Origin of the sequence: Mucilaginibacter metallidurans, assembly GCF_003286435.2 — a bacterium.
GTDB classification, from domain to species: Bacteria; Bacteroidota; Bacteroidia; order Sphingobacteriales; family Sphingobacteriaceae; genus Mucilaginibacter; species Mucilaginibacter gossypii.
This window is the reverse complement of record NZ_CP043449.1, coordinates 7275692-7287637: the sequence shown is the minus strand read 5'-3', so window position 1 is coordinate 7287637 and position 11946 is coordinate 7275692. Positions and strand designations below refer to the sequence as shown.

Annotated in this window: 19 protein-coding genes; 3 read left to right on the top strand and 16 right to left on the bottom strand. The window is 47.3% G+C overall.

What is annotated here, in order from left to right; translation table 11 throughout:
• Positions 1–89 precede the first annotated feature (89 nt).
• The 3 genes from DIU38_RS31585 (at position 90) to DIU38_RS31575 (ending at position 3209) form a co-directional block, all read left to right on the top strand.
• Positions 90–908, top strand: coding sequence for a CPBP family intramembrane glutamic endopeptidase (locus tag DIU38_RS31585; protein WP_112653850.1), 819 nt, complete (start codon positions 90–92; stop codon positions 906–908).
• 97 nt (positions 909–1005) lie between these two features.
• A complete protein-coding gene (locus DIU38_RS31580; protein WP_112653851.1) occupies positions 1006–2079 on the top strand; it encodes a hypothetical protein in 1074 nt (357 codons plus the stop codon).
• A 2-nt stretch (positions 2080–2081) separates the two neighbouring features.
• On the top strand, positions 2082–3209 hold the full coding sequence (locus DIU38_RS31575) for a serine hydrolase domain-containing protein (protein WP_112653852.1): 1128 nt from the start codon (positions 2082–2084) through the stop codon (positions 3207–3209).
• Between the two features lie 385 nt (positions 3210–3594).
• Here DIU38_RS31575 and DIU38_RS31570 read toward each other — a convergent pair whose 3' ends face one another.
• From DIU38_RS31570 to DIU38_RS31500, 16 genes are all read right to left on the bottom strand, one after another.
• Positions 3595–4605 (bottom strand): hypothetical protein, encoded by a 1011-nt coding sequence (locus DIU38_RS31570; protein WP_146750370.1) that lies wholly within the window; start codon positions 4603–4605, stop codon positions 3595–3597.
• Between the two features lie 286 nt (positions 4606–4891).
• Complete coding sequence (locus DIU38_RS31565; protein WP_112653854.1) at positions 4892–5137, bottom strand: hypothetical protein; 246 nt, start codon at positions 5135–5137, stop codon at positions 4892–4894.
• Between the two features lie 13 nt (positions 5138–5150).
• Positions 5151–5336, bottom strand: a complete 186-nt coding sequence (locus tag DIU38_RS31560) for a hypothetical protein (RefSeq protein WP_112653855.1) — start codon at positions 5334–5336, stop codon at positions 5151–5153.
• Positions 5317–5562 carry a hypothetical protein gene (locus DIU38_RS31555; RefSeq protein ID WP_112653856.1) on the bottom strand — a complete coding sequence of 82 codons (246 nt, stop codon included), beginning with the start codon at positions 5560–5562 and terminating at the stop codon, positions 5317–5319. The genes DIU38_RS31560 and DIU38_RS31555 overlap by 20 nt, the downstream gene beginning before the upstream one ends.
• A 16-nt stretch (positions 5563–5578) precedes the next feature.
• The gene (locus DIU38_RS31550) at positions 5579–5842 is read right to left on the bottom strand and encodes a hypothetical protein (protein ID WP_112653857.1); all 264 of its coding nucleotides are present in this window, start codon (positions 5840–5842) and stop codon (positions 5579–5581) included.
• Between the two features lie 18 nt (positions 5843–5860).
• A complete protein-coding gene (locus DIU38_RS31545; RefSeq protein WP_146750369.1) occupies positions 5861–6970 on the bottom strand; it encodes a hypothetical protein in 1110 nt (369 codons plus the stop codon).
• Positions 6971–7033: 63 nt separating this feature from the next.
• A complete protein-coding gene (locus DIU38_RS31540; protein WP_146750368.1) occupies positions 7034–7219 on the bottom strand; it encodes a hypothetical protein in 186 nt (61 codons plus the stop codon).
• Entirely contained in the window at positions 7216–7404 is a 189-nt protein-coding gene (locus DIU38_RS31535; RefSeq protein ID WP_112653859.1) for a hypothetical protein, read from the bottom strand. Before DIU38_RS31535 ends, DIU38_RS31540 begins: the two co-directional genes overlap by 4 nt.
• Position 7405: 1 nt before the next feature.
• Positions 7406–8299, bottom strand: coding sequence for a PRTRC system ThiF family protein (locus DIU38_RS31530; protein ID WP_112653860.1), 894 nt, complete (start codon positions 8297–8299; stop codon positions 7406–7408).
• Positions 8296–9024 carry a PRTRC system protein B gene (locus DIU38_RS31525; RefSeq protein WP_112653861.1) on the bottom strand — a complete coding sequence of 243 codons (729 nt, stop codon included), beginning with the start codon at positions 9022–9024 and terminating at the stop codon, positions 8296–8298. Before DIU38_RS31525 ends, DIU38_RS31530 begins: the two co-directional genes overlap by 4 nt.
• Entirely contained in the window at positions 9005–9922 is a 918-nt protein-coding gene (locus tag DIU38_RS31520; RefSeq protein WP_146750367.1) for a hypothetical protein, read from the bottom strand. Before DIU38_RS31520 ends, DIU38_RS31525 begins: the two co-directional genes overlap by 20 nt.
• A gap of 74 nt (positions 9923–9996) precedes the next feature.
• Entirely contained in the window at positions 9997–10173 is a 177-nt protein-coding gene (locus DIU38_RS33315) for a hypothetical protein (protein ID WP_167516328.1), read from the bottom strand.
• An 11-nt stretch (positions 10174–10184) separates the two neighbouring features.
• Positions 10185–10403, bottom strand: coding sequence for a PRTRC system protein C (locus tag DIU38_RS31515; RefSeq protein ID WP_112653863.1), 219 nt, complete (start codon positions 10401–10403; stop codon positions 10185–10187).
• Between the two features lie 11 nt (positions 10404–10414).
• Entirely contained in the window at positions 10415–10996 is a 582-nt protein-coding gene (locus tag DIU38_RS31510) for a hypothetical protein (RefSeq protein ID WP_112653864.1), read from the bottom strand.
• A 12-nt stretch (positions 10997–11008) separates the two neighbouring features.
• Positions 11009–11557 carry a hypothetical protein gene (locus DIU38_RS31505; protein WP_112653865.1) on the bottom strand — a complete coding sequence of 183 codons (549 nt, stop codon included), beginning with the start codon at positions 11555–11557 and terminating at the stop codon, positions 11009–11011.
• 10 nt (positions 11558–11567) lie between these two features.
• Positions 11568–11942: a penicillin-binding protein gene (locus tag DIU38_RS31500; protein ID WP_112653866.1), complete on the bottom strand. Its 375-nt coding sequence runs from the start codon at positions 11940–11942 to the stop codon at positions 11568–11570.
• Positions 11943–11946 lie beyond the last annotated feature (4 nt).

The window sequence follows — 11946 nt, the reverse complement described above, 5'->3', positions numbered from 1 at the left end:
CCGTTTGGTTGCCAATTCCCATGGGTTCGTCGATTTTATTTTCCGGCCTCGCCTGAATGATGTCTTTTTGTGAATAGACAGGATGAAAAATGGAAAGGAAAAAATTAATTGACCAGTTGCCCGCTTGGCTAAGGGTAAGCGTTTATTTTACTGTTATTATTGTAGCCGCCTATATCGCCGGAGCCGTCCCCGCGCTTGACAGTATCTTCTTTTATTTCGGGATCGCCTTGTTATTGAGTTTTTTGTTCCTCAAAGCTGAAGGTAGACCGTTAACCAGCCTGGGCTTTGTGCCTGCCTGTGCTACCGATTGGAAAAACTTCTTCCTCGGACTGCTCATCGGCCTGTCGGCCTTATTGACAAGCGCCGGGCTTACGATCTGGCTGAACGGCGGCCGGCTGGTATTTACCGGCCATGCTGATCCTGTATTTTTGCTGATACTGATCTTTATTCATCTCTGGTCGTCCTTCGCGCAGGAGTTCACCTACCGGGGCTATCCCTTTCAACGTTTGCTGACCTCATACGGGCCATGGGTGGCCCAACTGGCGGTGACCTTGCCATTTGCAATCATGCACCTGAAACTGAATACCGGCATCACCTGGCAGCAGTTTTTCATGACGTGGCTTACTACAGGCATGGGTTCTTTGCTTTACGGGCTTTGTTACCTCAAGACTGGCAAATTGATATTGTCCATCGGTTTACATTTCGGATGGAATTTGGCCCAAGCGCTTGTTCCCCGCTCGCCGGCGGAATGCAATACGATGCTTTTTACTCTTATACAGGATGGACAGCTTTATCACCCTTTATATGTGCTGCTGCCGTATCTTGGCATTACCGCCATCATGATGTTTTTTATCTGGAGATCGGGCCTATTACAAAGGGCTAAAGAAACCAAAAACTTTACTTCATGAAACGAACAAGCTTTAACAAAGGCCCAGCCGGTTATTCAAATATTTTCAAGTAAAAAAGTGCAAAAATTAACCCGATATATCCCTTAAAAGTCATCTAATGTCTATAGCTTATTTCAGACCCATTGCAAAAAAAATAGTGTACAACTATTGCTTCGCGATACTATTCATTTTTTCAGTCTGTTCCGCAGAGGCACAATCCCTTTATGTAGATCCGCTGAAAGGAAACGATCAGGCAACGGGCACATTAACGGAGCCGCTGGCGAGCCTCGATAAAGCGGTAAGCCTCGCAAAAGATTTTACCGGGAATAACAACATCGATATTAAGCTTGCCCCCGGTTTGTACGTAGTCACGCAGTCATTGAAAATTGAATCCAATACGCAGGCTGTTTCAGGTAAATTCACCATCGGGGCATTGGTGATGCCGGATGATCCGGAATGGACACCTGCTAAAATGCCGGTTATCCAGGTAACAGCAGATGCCAACCGGATAGGTAAACTATCGCATGCAAGTGTCGCCTTTCAGGTGGAACGAAATCATGTGGCACTGAAAGGATTAAAGTTCTTAGGCAACCCTAACCCGGCGTCGGTGTATTTTTACGCTATAGAACGAAGGAATAATGCTTTAAAGGGCCTGGAAATCTCACAATGCTATTTTATCGGAGAAAAGAATTCGGCACCCATCCAGGGAGGCATCTTTGCCCAGGGCGAAGGCATCCATATCGATCACTGTATATTTTACAACTGCAAGAATGCCGTGTTATCATTCCTCAATGTAAAGGACTTTTCTATTACGCACTCCATTATTTACGGCGCTTACGAAGCTGCCATATGGCTGGGTTACGGGCCCGATACAGACTTGCCGTTTACTTTTCACGACAACATCGTTGCCAATGGCAATTATTTCTGGGTCGGGGATAAAGGCATCCATAAAAATTACCTGTTCAGCAATTCGGTTATTTCCGGTAATGCGAACTATTTAGGCATCAACGGCGACACCATAAAACCCGATCAGGTCAATAAACCTACCGAAAAAAATATAGACAAATCGGGGAAGGTCTTCTTAAGTGAGATTACCGCTGAGGGCGTACCACGGGATTATCTAAATCTTTCGGGCAGCTCCGCAGGTAGAGAAATAGATGCGGGAATATTTATTAATAAAAAAGCCAAGTAGCTATGACAATACCAACACTGCGTATAAGTAAACATTTTAGTTTCGTATTCCTGATTCCGGCCTTTTGCCTGAACAGTCTTATCTGTGCCGGGCAGATCCGGCCGGTAGCATCAGATAACCCGCTTCGTTCCCGGCTGGACTCGCTGGTCGACAAGTGCGTTCAGCGATATTTTCAGGATAAAAGAGCGGTGGGACTTTCTATAGCCCTGGTGCAACACGGCAAGCCGCATTTTTACAATTATGGGGAGACGAAGGCCGGCAACGGGCAGCGTCCCGATAACAAGACCATCTATGAGATCGGGTCCATGACCAAATCCTTTACCGGGATCATCCTGGCCCAGGCCATATTGGATAAGAAGATCGGCTTAGAAGATGATATCCGGAAATATCTTCAAGGTTCCTACCCCAATTTAAACTATAAAGGTACGCCCATACGTATTAAGGACCTGGCCAATCATACCTCAAGGATCACGAGGATATTTCCCAATATGTGGGAACGTCCCACCTATGATTCCCTTAATCCCTTGTCCAATTACTCCAGGAAGCTCTTGTATGAAGGACTACATCAAATAAAGTTGGATTCGTATCCCGGCAAGATTTATGCTTACTCTAACATGGCTGTTGCTTTATTGGGTACAATATTGGAAGACACCTACGGGCAGGCTTACTTTTCGCTGGTGTCCAAAAACATCCTGAAACCTTACCAGATGACCGATACCCGAATAGATATCAGATCAGTTCCGCCTGACCGGGTTGCCTGGCCGCACAGCGCACAAAGACAATCGGTGCCGCTTTGGGATTTAGGAGAAGTACCTGCTATGGGGGCTTTACGATCTACTACTGCTGATCTGGTCAATTATATCAATGCCAACAACGCCGAGGCGAACCCGGCTATCAAACTTTCCCATCAACGCACCTTTGGCACCGATCAGGAAGGTATGGGGCTGAACTGGTTTATTCATAGCAGCCCGAATGGCTATCGTATATTGGAGCACGGCGGCGGTACTGGTGGTTCTCGAAGTTCACTTGATTGTTTACCCCAGTTAAACTCAGGTTTGGTCATCCTGACCAATAGTTTAGCCAACCGGAATGATCTTGAACAGGAATTGGTCACGATGCTATTGGAGTAAGTAAATGGTCAGAATGGTAGCTCAGGTGTCCTGAATTTACTGGTTATTCGTGATAATCTGAGTATTAGCAGACAAATTGTTGATCGTTTATTAATTAAGGCAGTAGTATTGTGGAAGCTTGCTTTTTAAATGTGTAATTTGACATGGGTAATTATCAATTCCGGCAGGCGGCTCCATCCTTAGGCCGCCAGCCTCACAAAAAAGCAAACCGCGACTAATGTTAGCGTAAATAAATCCCTTATCCACCGCTTTCGCGAATATATGTTCCGGTCATTGTACAGATCGTTATTCTTATTGTAATCGGCGTTGGGCCACCCTCTGCTCATAGCTAATGCACATTGTAACCCTGGGCCCTGCTGTGATGAGAATGGACTGGTTTAAGTCATCAGCTTTCTGCTGCAAAGGAAATATGCCGCCGCAGGCGCGTCATCAGGTAGTCGTTCATCAGGTCGAAATAGAGGTCCTGTGCCAGCGTATAGGTACTCGGCAGAATGTTAGTCCCTTCTGTCAGCGCATTCATCAAAACATTGCACTCCAGGTTGTTCTTCAGGTTTTGCAGCCCTTCCATCATCATCTCCGGCGAACTGCATAACCGTACAGCTTCAAAGCTCTGGTAAGGGGAAAGATCAACATCCATTTCCTGCATAAAGATGCCAGCGATCATATCTTCCTTTTTGCCGCCCTCTGTTTCGCCGCTGACCATAAAGAGCGCGAGAAATTCGATGAATCCGGCAAAATGCTCTGGTGAGCCTTCCCATTTGAGCTTCCAAAACGCAGGATCTTCAAACTGCGCCCGTATATCTTCGGGCATTTGTAAGCGACTGCAAATGGACTTGATGGCATCGGTAAAATATTCTTTATCTTCCGGCCGTTCGAAATCCAGGCTGACGGCCATGAGCACCGGCATTGATAAGATGCTGCCGTTGACCGCAAGGGTATCACAATAGATTTTCATTAGCCCGATGTCATGCCGCAATTCCTCACGGAGCAGCGGCAATATTTTTTCTTCGGCTTCCGGGTGAAAGGTCTTTCGTAGCGCGAAGATGGCGGTAGTGGAAAAATAGTCGTCGCCAATCAGCGCTAATACCGGGCTGATATCCACTTCAGCGGGAATCCGGTAATTGGACAGCATCTTAAGAATGCTGGTCCCCCGGTGGTGGTTACCGGGCAGCTGTTCAAGCAGTTTAGTCAGGATTGCCGCGTCCGGATCGGGGGGCATGATCTGCATCAGGATCATAGCGGGATCAAATAGCTCAAACTTGCGGGGATCAGCCCTTAACAGGTCGCAGAGTGCCGGGATATACGGTCGATAGGATGTCATGTCCTCTTTTTCGCCAAACCAAATCGGTTCAATTACATTTTTTCCGGCCAGCATACATTTGATGGCATCGTGCATAGTATAATCCATAACAACAAAATTTACATTGAATAGTTGATAGTCTGTGCAATCAATAGCCTGGAGGGGATGTGGGGAGTCGCAAATCTAATAACTAAAAGTTAAAAACAAAAGATGCTACCCGATTAGGATATGGTATGCCCCGGTGCCGCGCATCGTTATCGTCCTTGTTTTTAACGCCGAATACGGATGCAATCAGATTTCGTTCATGTCAGTCATAATTCTGGCGCACGAAATGATCGATCAGGAAATAGTAGGGTCGTTACCGCTTCCGGCTATGGCATGCCTATTTGAGTTTAAAAGTGGCCGAATAGGTACTTAACCTATACGCACTTCCCGGAACAGGCACCAATCCTTTGTCTCTTATTTTGTAGCTAACCGCATATAGCCCATTATTTTCGGCAATTGAGTAGGTTTTTCTGCCGACTTTGCCAATGGTTAGACCTGCTGCCAAAAGTGCTTTGATGGCCGCTTTATCTTTGGCGGTCAGATGGCCATTTATGACCGTAATGGTATTTGCTTGTACGTTCATGATGTTGATGGTCTTACCCGGCTTTGTCGCCTGTTAGTAGTTCATGCGCTATTTGTAGCGCTTTTTCCCTTTCAGCGATGTCCGCTTCCATGTAGGAAATAAAATCCCGTATATCGTCTGAATGATGGGCAATTTCACGGGTTTCTTTCAGCCCCTCCTCCGAAAGGCGCATAATGAGTTCATTGAGTTGATTTTCCATTTTCCAGTATTTGATGGTTTATAAATTCTTTAAGCCTTTCCAGACGCCTGCGCTGTTTTGCTGCCAGATTGGTGTTGTTCAGTTCGTTTGTTATTTCAGACAGGCAGCGGGGTTCCTGTGCGCCGTTTAACACGCCACCGGAAGCGAAAGCATATAAGGCGCTCCATTGCCCGCCATGCCAGTCAGCAGCTATGGCTTTTGCGGTTTTTAGTGTAATTGTTCTCATGTCAGTAATATATCGGTTAAGGATTGACCAAACGGAAATAAGCGCAGTCCAAATCAAACAGCAATTGCCTGAGGCGGGACAGCATGTCTGCGAAATCTTTGGGATAAGGTGCGCCCTCCGGTTCTTCTTCAAAAAGCGTATCGGGGCAGTATAAATGTTCTTCCAATACCTGGTCACGGTAGGCCGGATTCAGGCCGGATAAAAAGCTGATAAAATCTTCGGGCAGTTCACTGGCGGGAATGTCAGCGACTCTCATTATGTTTTCGTATGCAATATTCATGACTGATTGATTTTTGATTTAATAACTGTAATTAGAACTGACCATTTCTTTATGGCGCTCCTGTAACGCCTGATGGGTCATCCCGGCTTTATTGGCTAAGGCAACGAAGTCTTTTACCACCCCCTCGCGTATGCGCCACGGAAAGCTGTAAACCAACGTTTCCTTTTCGAGATTGACCACCAGCGGTACGGGCAGGCGCAGGCTGTGCGCCTGTTGGAGTATGGCGATACGGTTGCAGGTATTATGATACTCCTTTTCATCCAGTGGAACATATTTCAGCCTGTGTGCCAGTTTCTGCAACTGGCAGCCCCGCAGGTCGGTTACGGGTTTATGCTTCTTCCTTTTCTCCTTTTTCTTTTTGATATGCAAGTCTGCCAAAAGCATTTCCTCGGTATAATCAGGATATTTCACCCTGATCTCCTGCAAGGCGAACAGCTTGTTTTTTTGCCAGACACGCCGCGCAAGGTTGCGGCGCTTGCGCTGCTGCTGTAATGCTACCTTCCGTTTTATTCGTTCTTCGGTAAGCGCATTTCTCTTTTCTTCAGGCTTTTCAAAATTTTGGTAAAGCTGCCGTAAGGCAATTAATACCGCAGGCCGCTTTTGCGCTTGCAGTTCATCGCCAAACATTTTAGCGACCTCGGCGGCGTTCAGGGCATCCCCGGTCGCGATCAGTTCCCTCAGATACAAGGTTTCCTCGTCCGCCGGTAATTCGGGCGGGTCGGGCGGGCATCCGCCCAAATCCGCTTTCAGCGGAAATTTTGAACCAAAGGCGCTCAACTGATTTAAGAAATCCGTTCCTGTTCCGTCCTCGTCTGTGTCCAGTTCTTCCGCTTCCTGCGCTGAGGCACGCATGAGCTTGTCCCAATCCTCGTATTGGTGATAGCAAAGCCGCCAGTCAAAATGATGATATTCTATTTCGGCGGTACTCATAGGCCGTGTGAGGAATGGGATTGCAGTATGCAATCCCATCGGCCTGCGGTTGCGGTCGCACCATGTTTCGGCATGGATAAACGCATAAATGCGTGGCGGGTACTTGGTCTGCGGTTTGAAATAATAGGCAACCAATCCCAATTTTTTTCGGGGCAGGGCGTCCTGCCTTTCAAATTCCGCACGTTCGCGTGGGGACATGACGTAGCCCTCTTTAATCTTTACCATAGCTTAGCGATTAATGTTTTAAGATCGTTTCCGTATTTACCTGCGGTATCTGCTCCGTTTTTCTTCGGCCTTCCTCATTCGGCGGTCATAGCACCATAAAAACCATGCCCACAACCCTATGGCTATGGCAATACCATATTCGGGATGCCTGCTGTTCAGTGCGGCGAAATAGATACCTGTGGAGATAAAGCAGGTGACGATGAAATAGATGAATGTTCTCATGGCTGTTCGGTTTTGAGTTTTAATAGCTTTTGGTACACATCTTCCCAATAGGTTTGCAGTTTTTCATCCTGTTGGGCGAATGCGCTATCGGTATGCCTGTAATGGCGGCAGGCATCCGCTTGCTGAAAAGCAAGGTCGAGGTTTTCCACCTCGATGACCTTGCCGTTTAAATCGACTATTTTCATATCAGGCTGCTTTAGGGGTTTGGGCTTTCAGGCGTTTCGGCTTCAGTACTTTCACGTTGTTAACCTCGTTTGGCGTTACCTTGATCGGTTGCGTCCTGAAGTCTTTGAGGTTCAGGAAAAATCCCCTGTTGAATAACATGCCCTCGCTGAATAGCTGCCATAAGAGGGATGCGCCTAAATTTGCCAGTGCGGAGTTGATGAACAAATCCTGTTGGGTGATGGCTTCGGCTAAGGAACAGCTTGGCGTGCGGTCGCCCTTTTCGGAACTTTTCAGCAGTTCCTTAAATTCATCGGTCACCAAAGGCAAACGGCTGACCACCTCAAACTTTCGGGACGCAGGTTGCTCAATTTCGGCAACGGTTGAAATGATACACTGCCCGATGTCCCTGCTGTTGCCAAAGTCCATCCAGTATAGCGGATGGTGATAGCTATGTCGTCTGCTTGCATAGACTTTGGATAGCAGGTCGGCAATCTCAAACCTTGCCTTTACGGTATCTACACAGGTGATGGTAATCTCTGCCATCGCCAGTTCGGGTTCATCCTGCATGGTTTTCAGGTCGTACTTTTCAGGTATGGCTTTCCAGTTCGTGCCGAAAAAGAGGTTGATACGATTAACGAGTGCTACGGCCTTGTGTAAGCCAAGTTCAGCCGTTGAAAATAGCTGCCTGCCCAAGTTGGCTTCCTCTACTTTATCATCATCGAATACCCGTACCGAAAGGCCGGGATGGTTCAGGGCGATAAGCGCATGATTTATCCTGCCCAAAGCCGTTAAGAACTGGCTTCCCGTACCTCCTGCACCAATGAGGTTGACCACGATGGGGTTATAAGGGTTCAGTAGGGTTTTTTCTACGATATGTACGGCGGTCTTTACCGCTTTCAGTTTTGGCGTTTTCATATAAACAGGGTTTTAAGGGTACGCTGATTGGCTTTAAGGCTTTCGCAGGGGAATACACGGTCGGTGGCGACCTGTTTCTGCCATAATTGGACGATGTTTTCGGTAACAGGGTTGAACTCGCCCATCAGGTGGCTGAAATAGCTGTTCCAAAAGTATTTCTCCCATTGTTCCATAAAATCTTCCAGTCGGACGGTCTTACCGATATTAATGCGCACGTTGCCCATGCACACCTTCCCATCGGTTGACACATTAAAGAAAGGGGCATGGTAGAGGGCGGTGTTGCCTACGGGTTTGCGGTGACCTTTCAGGGCGTACACCGAAAGACTGTCCCTGCCTGCTTTCCACACCATTGCAGGTACTTTGCCTTTGCCCGACTGGATGCCTAAAGCATTGGAAAAATAAAGGGGGACTTCCTGTGGCGGGCTGAACCAAATGGCGTAGCCCTCCTGCTCGGCATTGACGTACAATACCTTGTTCGGCATGACGCCTTTACAGCGCAGGAAACCCGTTTTAAATTCCTGTGCCGACTGGAAGATACTGCTCAGGGCAAGCATTTCCTTTACGCTTAGCGGATGGGCGTTTATGGGGTTGCCCAACCTACCGATGTCGTAACTTTCCACGTAAACACTGCTCGTGTCCTTATCTTCTTCGGTCTGCTTGGTATAGATCAGCAGGGATTTTACGGGCTGATAAAGGTTGCTGAAATTATGCGTTAGGTTCTTCATCGTCGAAATAGTTTAGTACGCCTGTCAGTTCATCCAACAGGAAAAATAGTCTCGTTTCAAAATCAAAATCGTGCTGTGGTTTGTCCTGTGGCGTGTCAAACCACTGGATGGCAACGGGTTCTTCCTGATAGCCCATTTCCTGAAATTCGTTGTTCACCATCTCGAACAGCATATGCTGTAAGGTGTCGCTTCCGCTCCAGTAAAAGGAGATGTAGTTCTCCCAATAGATGCTGTAATCGTCCTCACTGGCTTCGTGCAATTCGTAGTGCATGGTGTCTTTAATGGCACGTTCGGGATAGTCCTTGGCCAGTTTCAGCAGTTCGCCTGCGACCTCTCTCAATTCCCTGCCTTGCTTGTCCGTTACGGAAATTTGCTGTAATTGCTGTTCCCACGTTTCCAAATCATAAGGCGATTTGATTTCGGGTAACAGCGTATCACCCGCCATCTTCATCAAGTCCATTTCTGCGAACTGGCGTTTGCGGTATTCCGCTTCTTCCTTATCGTCTGCGTAGTTTTCGTCGTCAATCTCCCGTATCCAGTTCTCCAAGCTGTCATAAGAATTATCTATATAACCCGGCTCACGAAAAAAGGGAATGCCGATAGTTTGGTACAGGTAGGCGAACAATGTTCGGGTCAGTTCATAGTAGGGCTGTTTGCATGGCCTGTTTTTCATCAGCCACAAAGGGCGGACAGGCACGTAATACAGACAGAAGTTCGTATCAAATGTCTTGACGGTGGCCAGTCTTGCGGGGTTTCCCTTGTCCTGCAACAGCATCACCGAAGCACCGTCAAACCGTTGTGACGATAATTTTTCAAGTACCGCCGAAATGTTCTGCGGAAAGGGCAAGCCCGAAGTTTCGGGGGCTTGCCATCCGTATAACTGGCAGAGGTTATCCAATGACCGGAAAAACTCCCTTTCGCCCTGCCCGAAGCCTGAAAAGGGCAGGCTTTGGAATGGCTTAAAGGAATGGGTCAGAAAACCATTACGGTGCGTTCCTTTGGTGCGCTTCTTAGGGGGTTTTGCTGTACTTCTCTTGCATCGGGCAAGCGGTCTAATTTGCTGACGAACTCCCCGAATAATTGATGTAGTTTCCATTGTGTGCTATCTTCTATGACGGTTACTTTCCTGTTAATTCTCTTGGTTTCCATGATGCTGCGGTTTAACCTTTAGTGCCCATCGTGCTTTCAAAACGATACTGTATCATATCGTCTTTTATCTCAGGCCCGACAATACGGGCATTGGTCAGGATGGGATAGGTAGCCGTGTAAAAGTTCAGCACCGTATCGGGGTTCATGGCTTCGTTGGGGTCGGTCAAACGGACTTCCTGCCCGTTTTCCTTATGGATAAAAATCCTTTCTAATTGTGTTGTCTGTAACATGGTGCGTGGTTTTAGGCTTCGTTAAATAATGTGAGAGCTTGGGCGTACTGCGTTTTCTTGCGCTCCAAATCTGCACGCCTTTTTTCCAGTTCTTCCTTTTTTTCGGGATAATCTTCCACCGATGGCAGGATGTTTAGTGCATCCTCATATTTGCACAGGTCGTTCAGTTCTACCACTTTGCGGATGGTATCGGTGTAGGTTTTCCGCTTTTCTTCGGCGGACACTTTTGGCTCACCTACTTCGATTTGGTCTGCACTGCCTTCGGCTTTGGGTTTGGCAGGTTGGGGCTTATTGCCTTGTCCTATTTTCTTTTTGGCTGCATCCACGCTTGCGTTAACGGCTTTGATATTGCTGTACAGTCCTTTCAGGCTGTCCACCTGTGTTAGCGTAGCTTCAAAAAATCCCTCGTCCATATCGGATGCCGTACCCCTGTGAATAAGGGGCGTAATCATCTTGGTGGCAGGTTCATTGGATTTGAAAGGGGCGTATAATGCGGATACGGTAAAATTGCCATTCTCGTCGTTTTGGATGCCGATTGTCCACATGCCGGGGGCGTTCAGCCCTGCTATATTTTCAAAAAAGTTCGTTTTCATGGTTATTGGGTTTTATGCGGTTAATGCTAATTTTTCTAAGTGGGTCGCCATCTTGCCGTCTGCGGTAAACCAATATTCATTGGCTGTCAGCGCATCGGCTATCGCCTCGTCACTGGTCAGGTGGTCGTGTTCATTATCCAGTATGCGCAGGTAGGCATGGGCAAGGGATTTCAAAAACCTGTTCTCGCAGTTATCAAGGGCTTCGTCCAGTTCGTCTGCCTGCTCAAATTCGCCTGTTTCCTCTTTTGGCCATGTGCTTACAATCAGGTCACGGCTCTGCTGAAAGTCAGTAGCGATGCGGTAGGTATCGCATTGCTCACCGTGGTCGATGGTTATCTGCCTTGCAGTATATATGGCATCATTGATAAATTCCGCATTACAGTAGTGCGCCCTGTCAAGGTCGAAGCCTGTAATTTTCAGCCCGATATTTCGGGCATCCTCGTAGGTCATATCCCACCAATTGTAACTCACATTGAAGTCGGCATTGTCGGTAATCGCCTTTTCCCTGCCCTGTTCGGATAATTCTTCGAATTGGTAGAGTTTTAACTGTATCGTTTTCATGGCTCAGGTTTTAAAGGGGGTTTTCATTGATGTCGTTTAGCAATTCGCCTAATGCGTTATGGCTTGCGATGTAGGCATAATAGCGATGGGTAATGTTGTCGCCTAAATAGAACCTGTCCTCGCTGTAGCTGTAATTTTCCTCGAAAAAATGAACGGTTTTGCTTGGCAGGCTGATGATATAGCGGTACACCGCATTTACCCGTTGTTCGTTCAGGGTACACCATTCGGTGATAAGGGCAAGTTCCTTTTCCGCATCATTCATTGCAAGCAAGGGGATTAGGAGTGTTTCTACTATCCATCCCTGTTCCGGTGCGCTACTGCTGTCGGCAACACATTGAACGATATGGCCGTTGGTTAATTTAATGTGCATATTTGAACGTGTCATGGCT

Coding starts and splice junctions, on each gene's coding strand:
- DIU38_RS31585 (WP_112653850.1), top strand. CDS start 90: ATGGAAAGGAAAAAATTAATTGACCAGTTGCCCGCTTGGCTAAGGGTA.
- DIU38_RS31580 (WP_112653851.1), top strand. CDS start 1,006: ATGTCTATAGCTTATTTCAGACCCATTGCAAAAAAAATAGTGTACAAC.
- DIU38_RS31575 (WP_112653852.1), top strand. CDS start 2,082: ATGACAATACCAACACTGCGTATAAGTAAACATTTTAGTTTCGTATTC.
- DIU38_RS31570 (WP_146750370.1), bottom strand. CDS start 4,605: ATGCACGATGCCATCAAATGTATGCTGGCCGGAAAAAATGTAATTGAA.
- DIU38_RS31565 (WP_112653854.1), bottom strand. CDS start 5,137: ATGAACGTACAAGCAAATACCATTACGGTCATAAATGGCCATCTGACC.
- DIU38_RS31560 (WP_112653855.1), bottom strand. CDS start 5,336: ATGGAAAATCAACTCAATGAACTCATTATGCGCCTTTCGGAGGAGGGG.
- DIU38_RS31555 (WP_112653856.1), bottom strand. CDS start 5,562: ATGAGAACAATTACACTAAAAACCGCAAAAGCCATAGCTGCTGACTGG.
- DIU38_RS31550 (WP_112653857.1), bottom strand. CDS start 5,842: ATGAATATTGCATACGAAAACATAATGAGAGTCGCTGACATTCCCGCC.
- DIU38_RS31545 (WP_146750369.1), bottom strand. CDS start 6,970: ATGTCCCCACGCGAACGTGCGGAATTTGAAAGGCAGGACGCCCTGCCC.
- DIU38_RS31540 (WP_146750368.1), bottom strand. CDS start 7,219: ATGAGAACATTCATCTATTTCATCGTCACCTGCTTTATCTCCACAGGT.
- DIU38_RS31535 (WP_112653859.1), bottom strand. CDS start 7,404: ATGAAAATAGTCGATTTAAACGGCAAGGTCATCGAGGTGGAAAACCTC.
- DIU38_RS31530 (WP_112653860.1), bottom strand. CDS start 8,299: ATGAAAACGCCAAAACTGAAAGCGGTAAAGACCGCCGTACATATCGTA.
- DIU38_RS31525 (WP_112653861.1), bottom strand. CDS start 9,024: ATGAAGAACCTAACGCATAATTTCAGCAACCTTTATCAGCCCGTAAAA.
- DIU38_RS33315 (WP_167516328.1), bottom strand. CDS start 10,173: ATGGAAACCAAGAGAATTAACAGGAAAGTAACCGTCATAGAAGATAGC.
- DIU38_RS31515 (WP_112653863.1), bottom strand. CDS start 10,403: ATGTTACAGACAACACAATTAGAAAGGATTTTTATCCATAAGGAAAAC.
- DIU38_RS31510 (WP_112653864.1), bottom strand. CDS start 10,996: ATGAAAACGAACTTTTTTGAAAATATAGCAGGGCTGAACGCCCCCGGC.
- DIU38_RS31505 (WP_112653865.1), bottom strand. CDS start 11,557: ATGAAAACGATACAGTTAAAACTCTACCAATTCGAAGAATTATCCGAA.
- DIU38_RS31500 (WP_112653866.1), bottom strand. CDS start 11,942: ATGACACGTTCAAATATGCACATTAAATTAACCAACGGCCATATCGTT.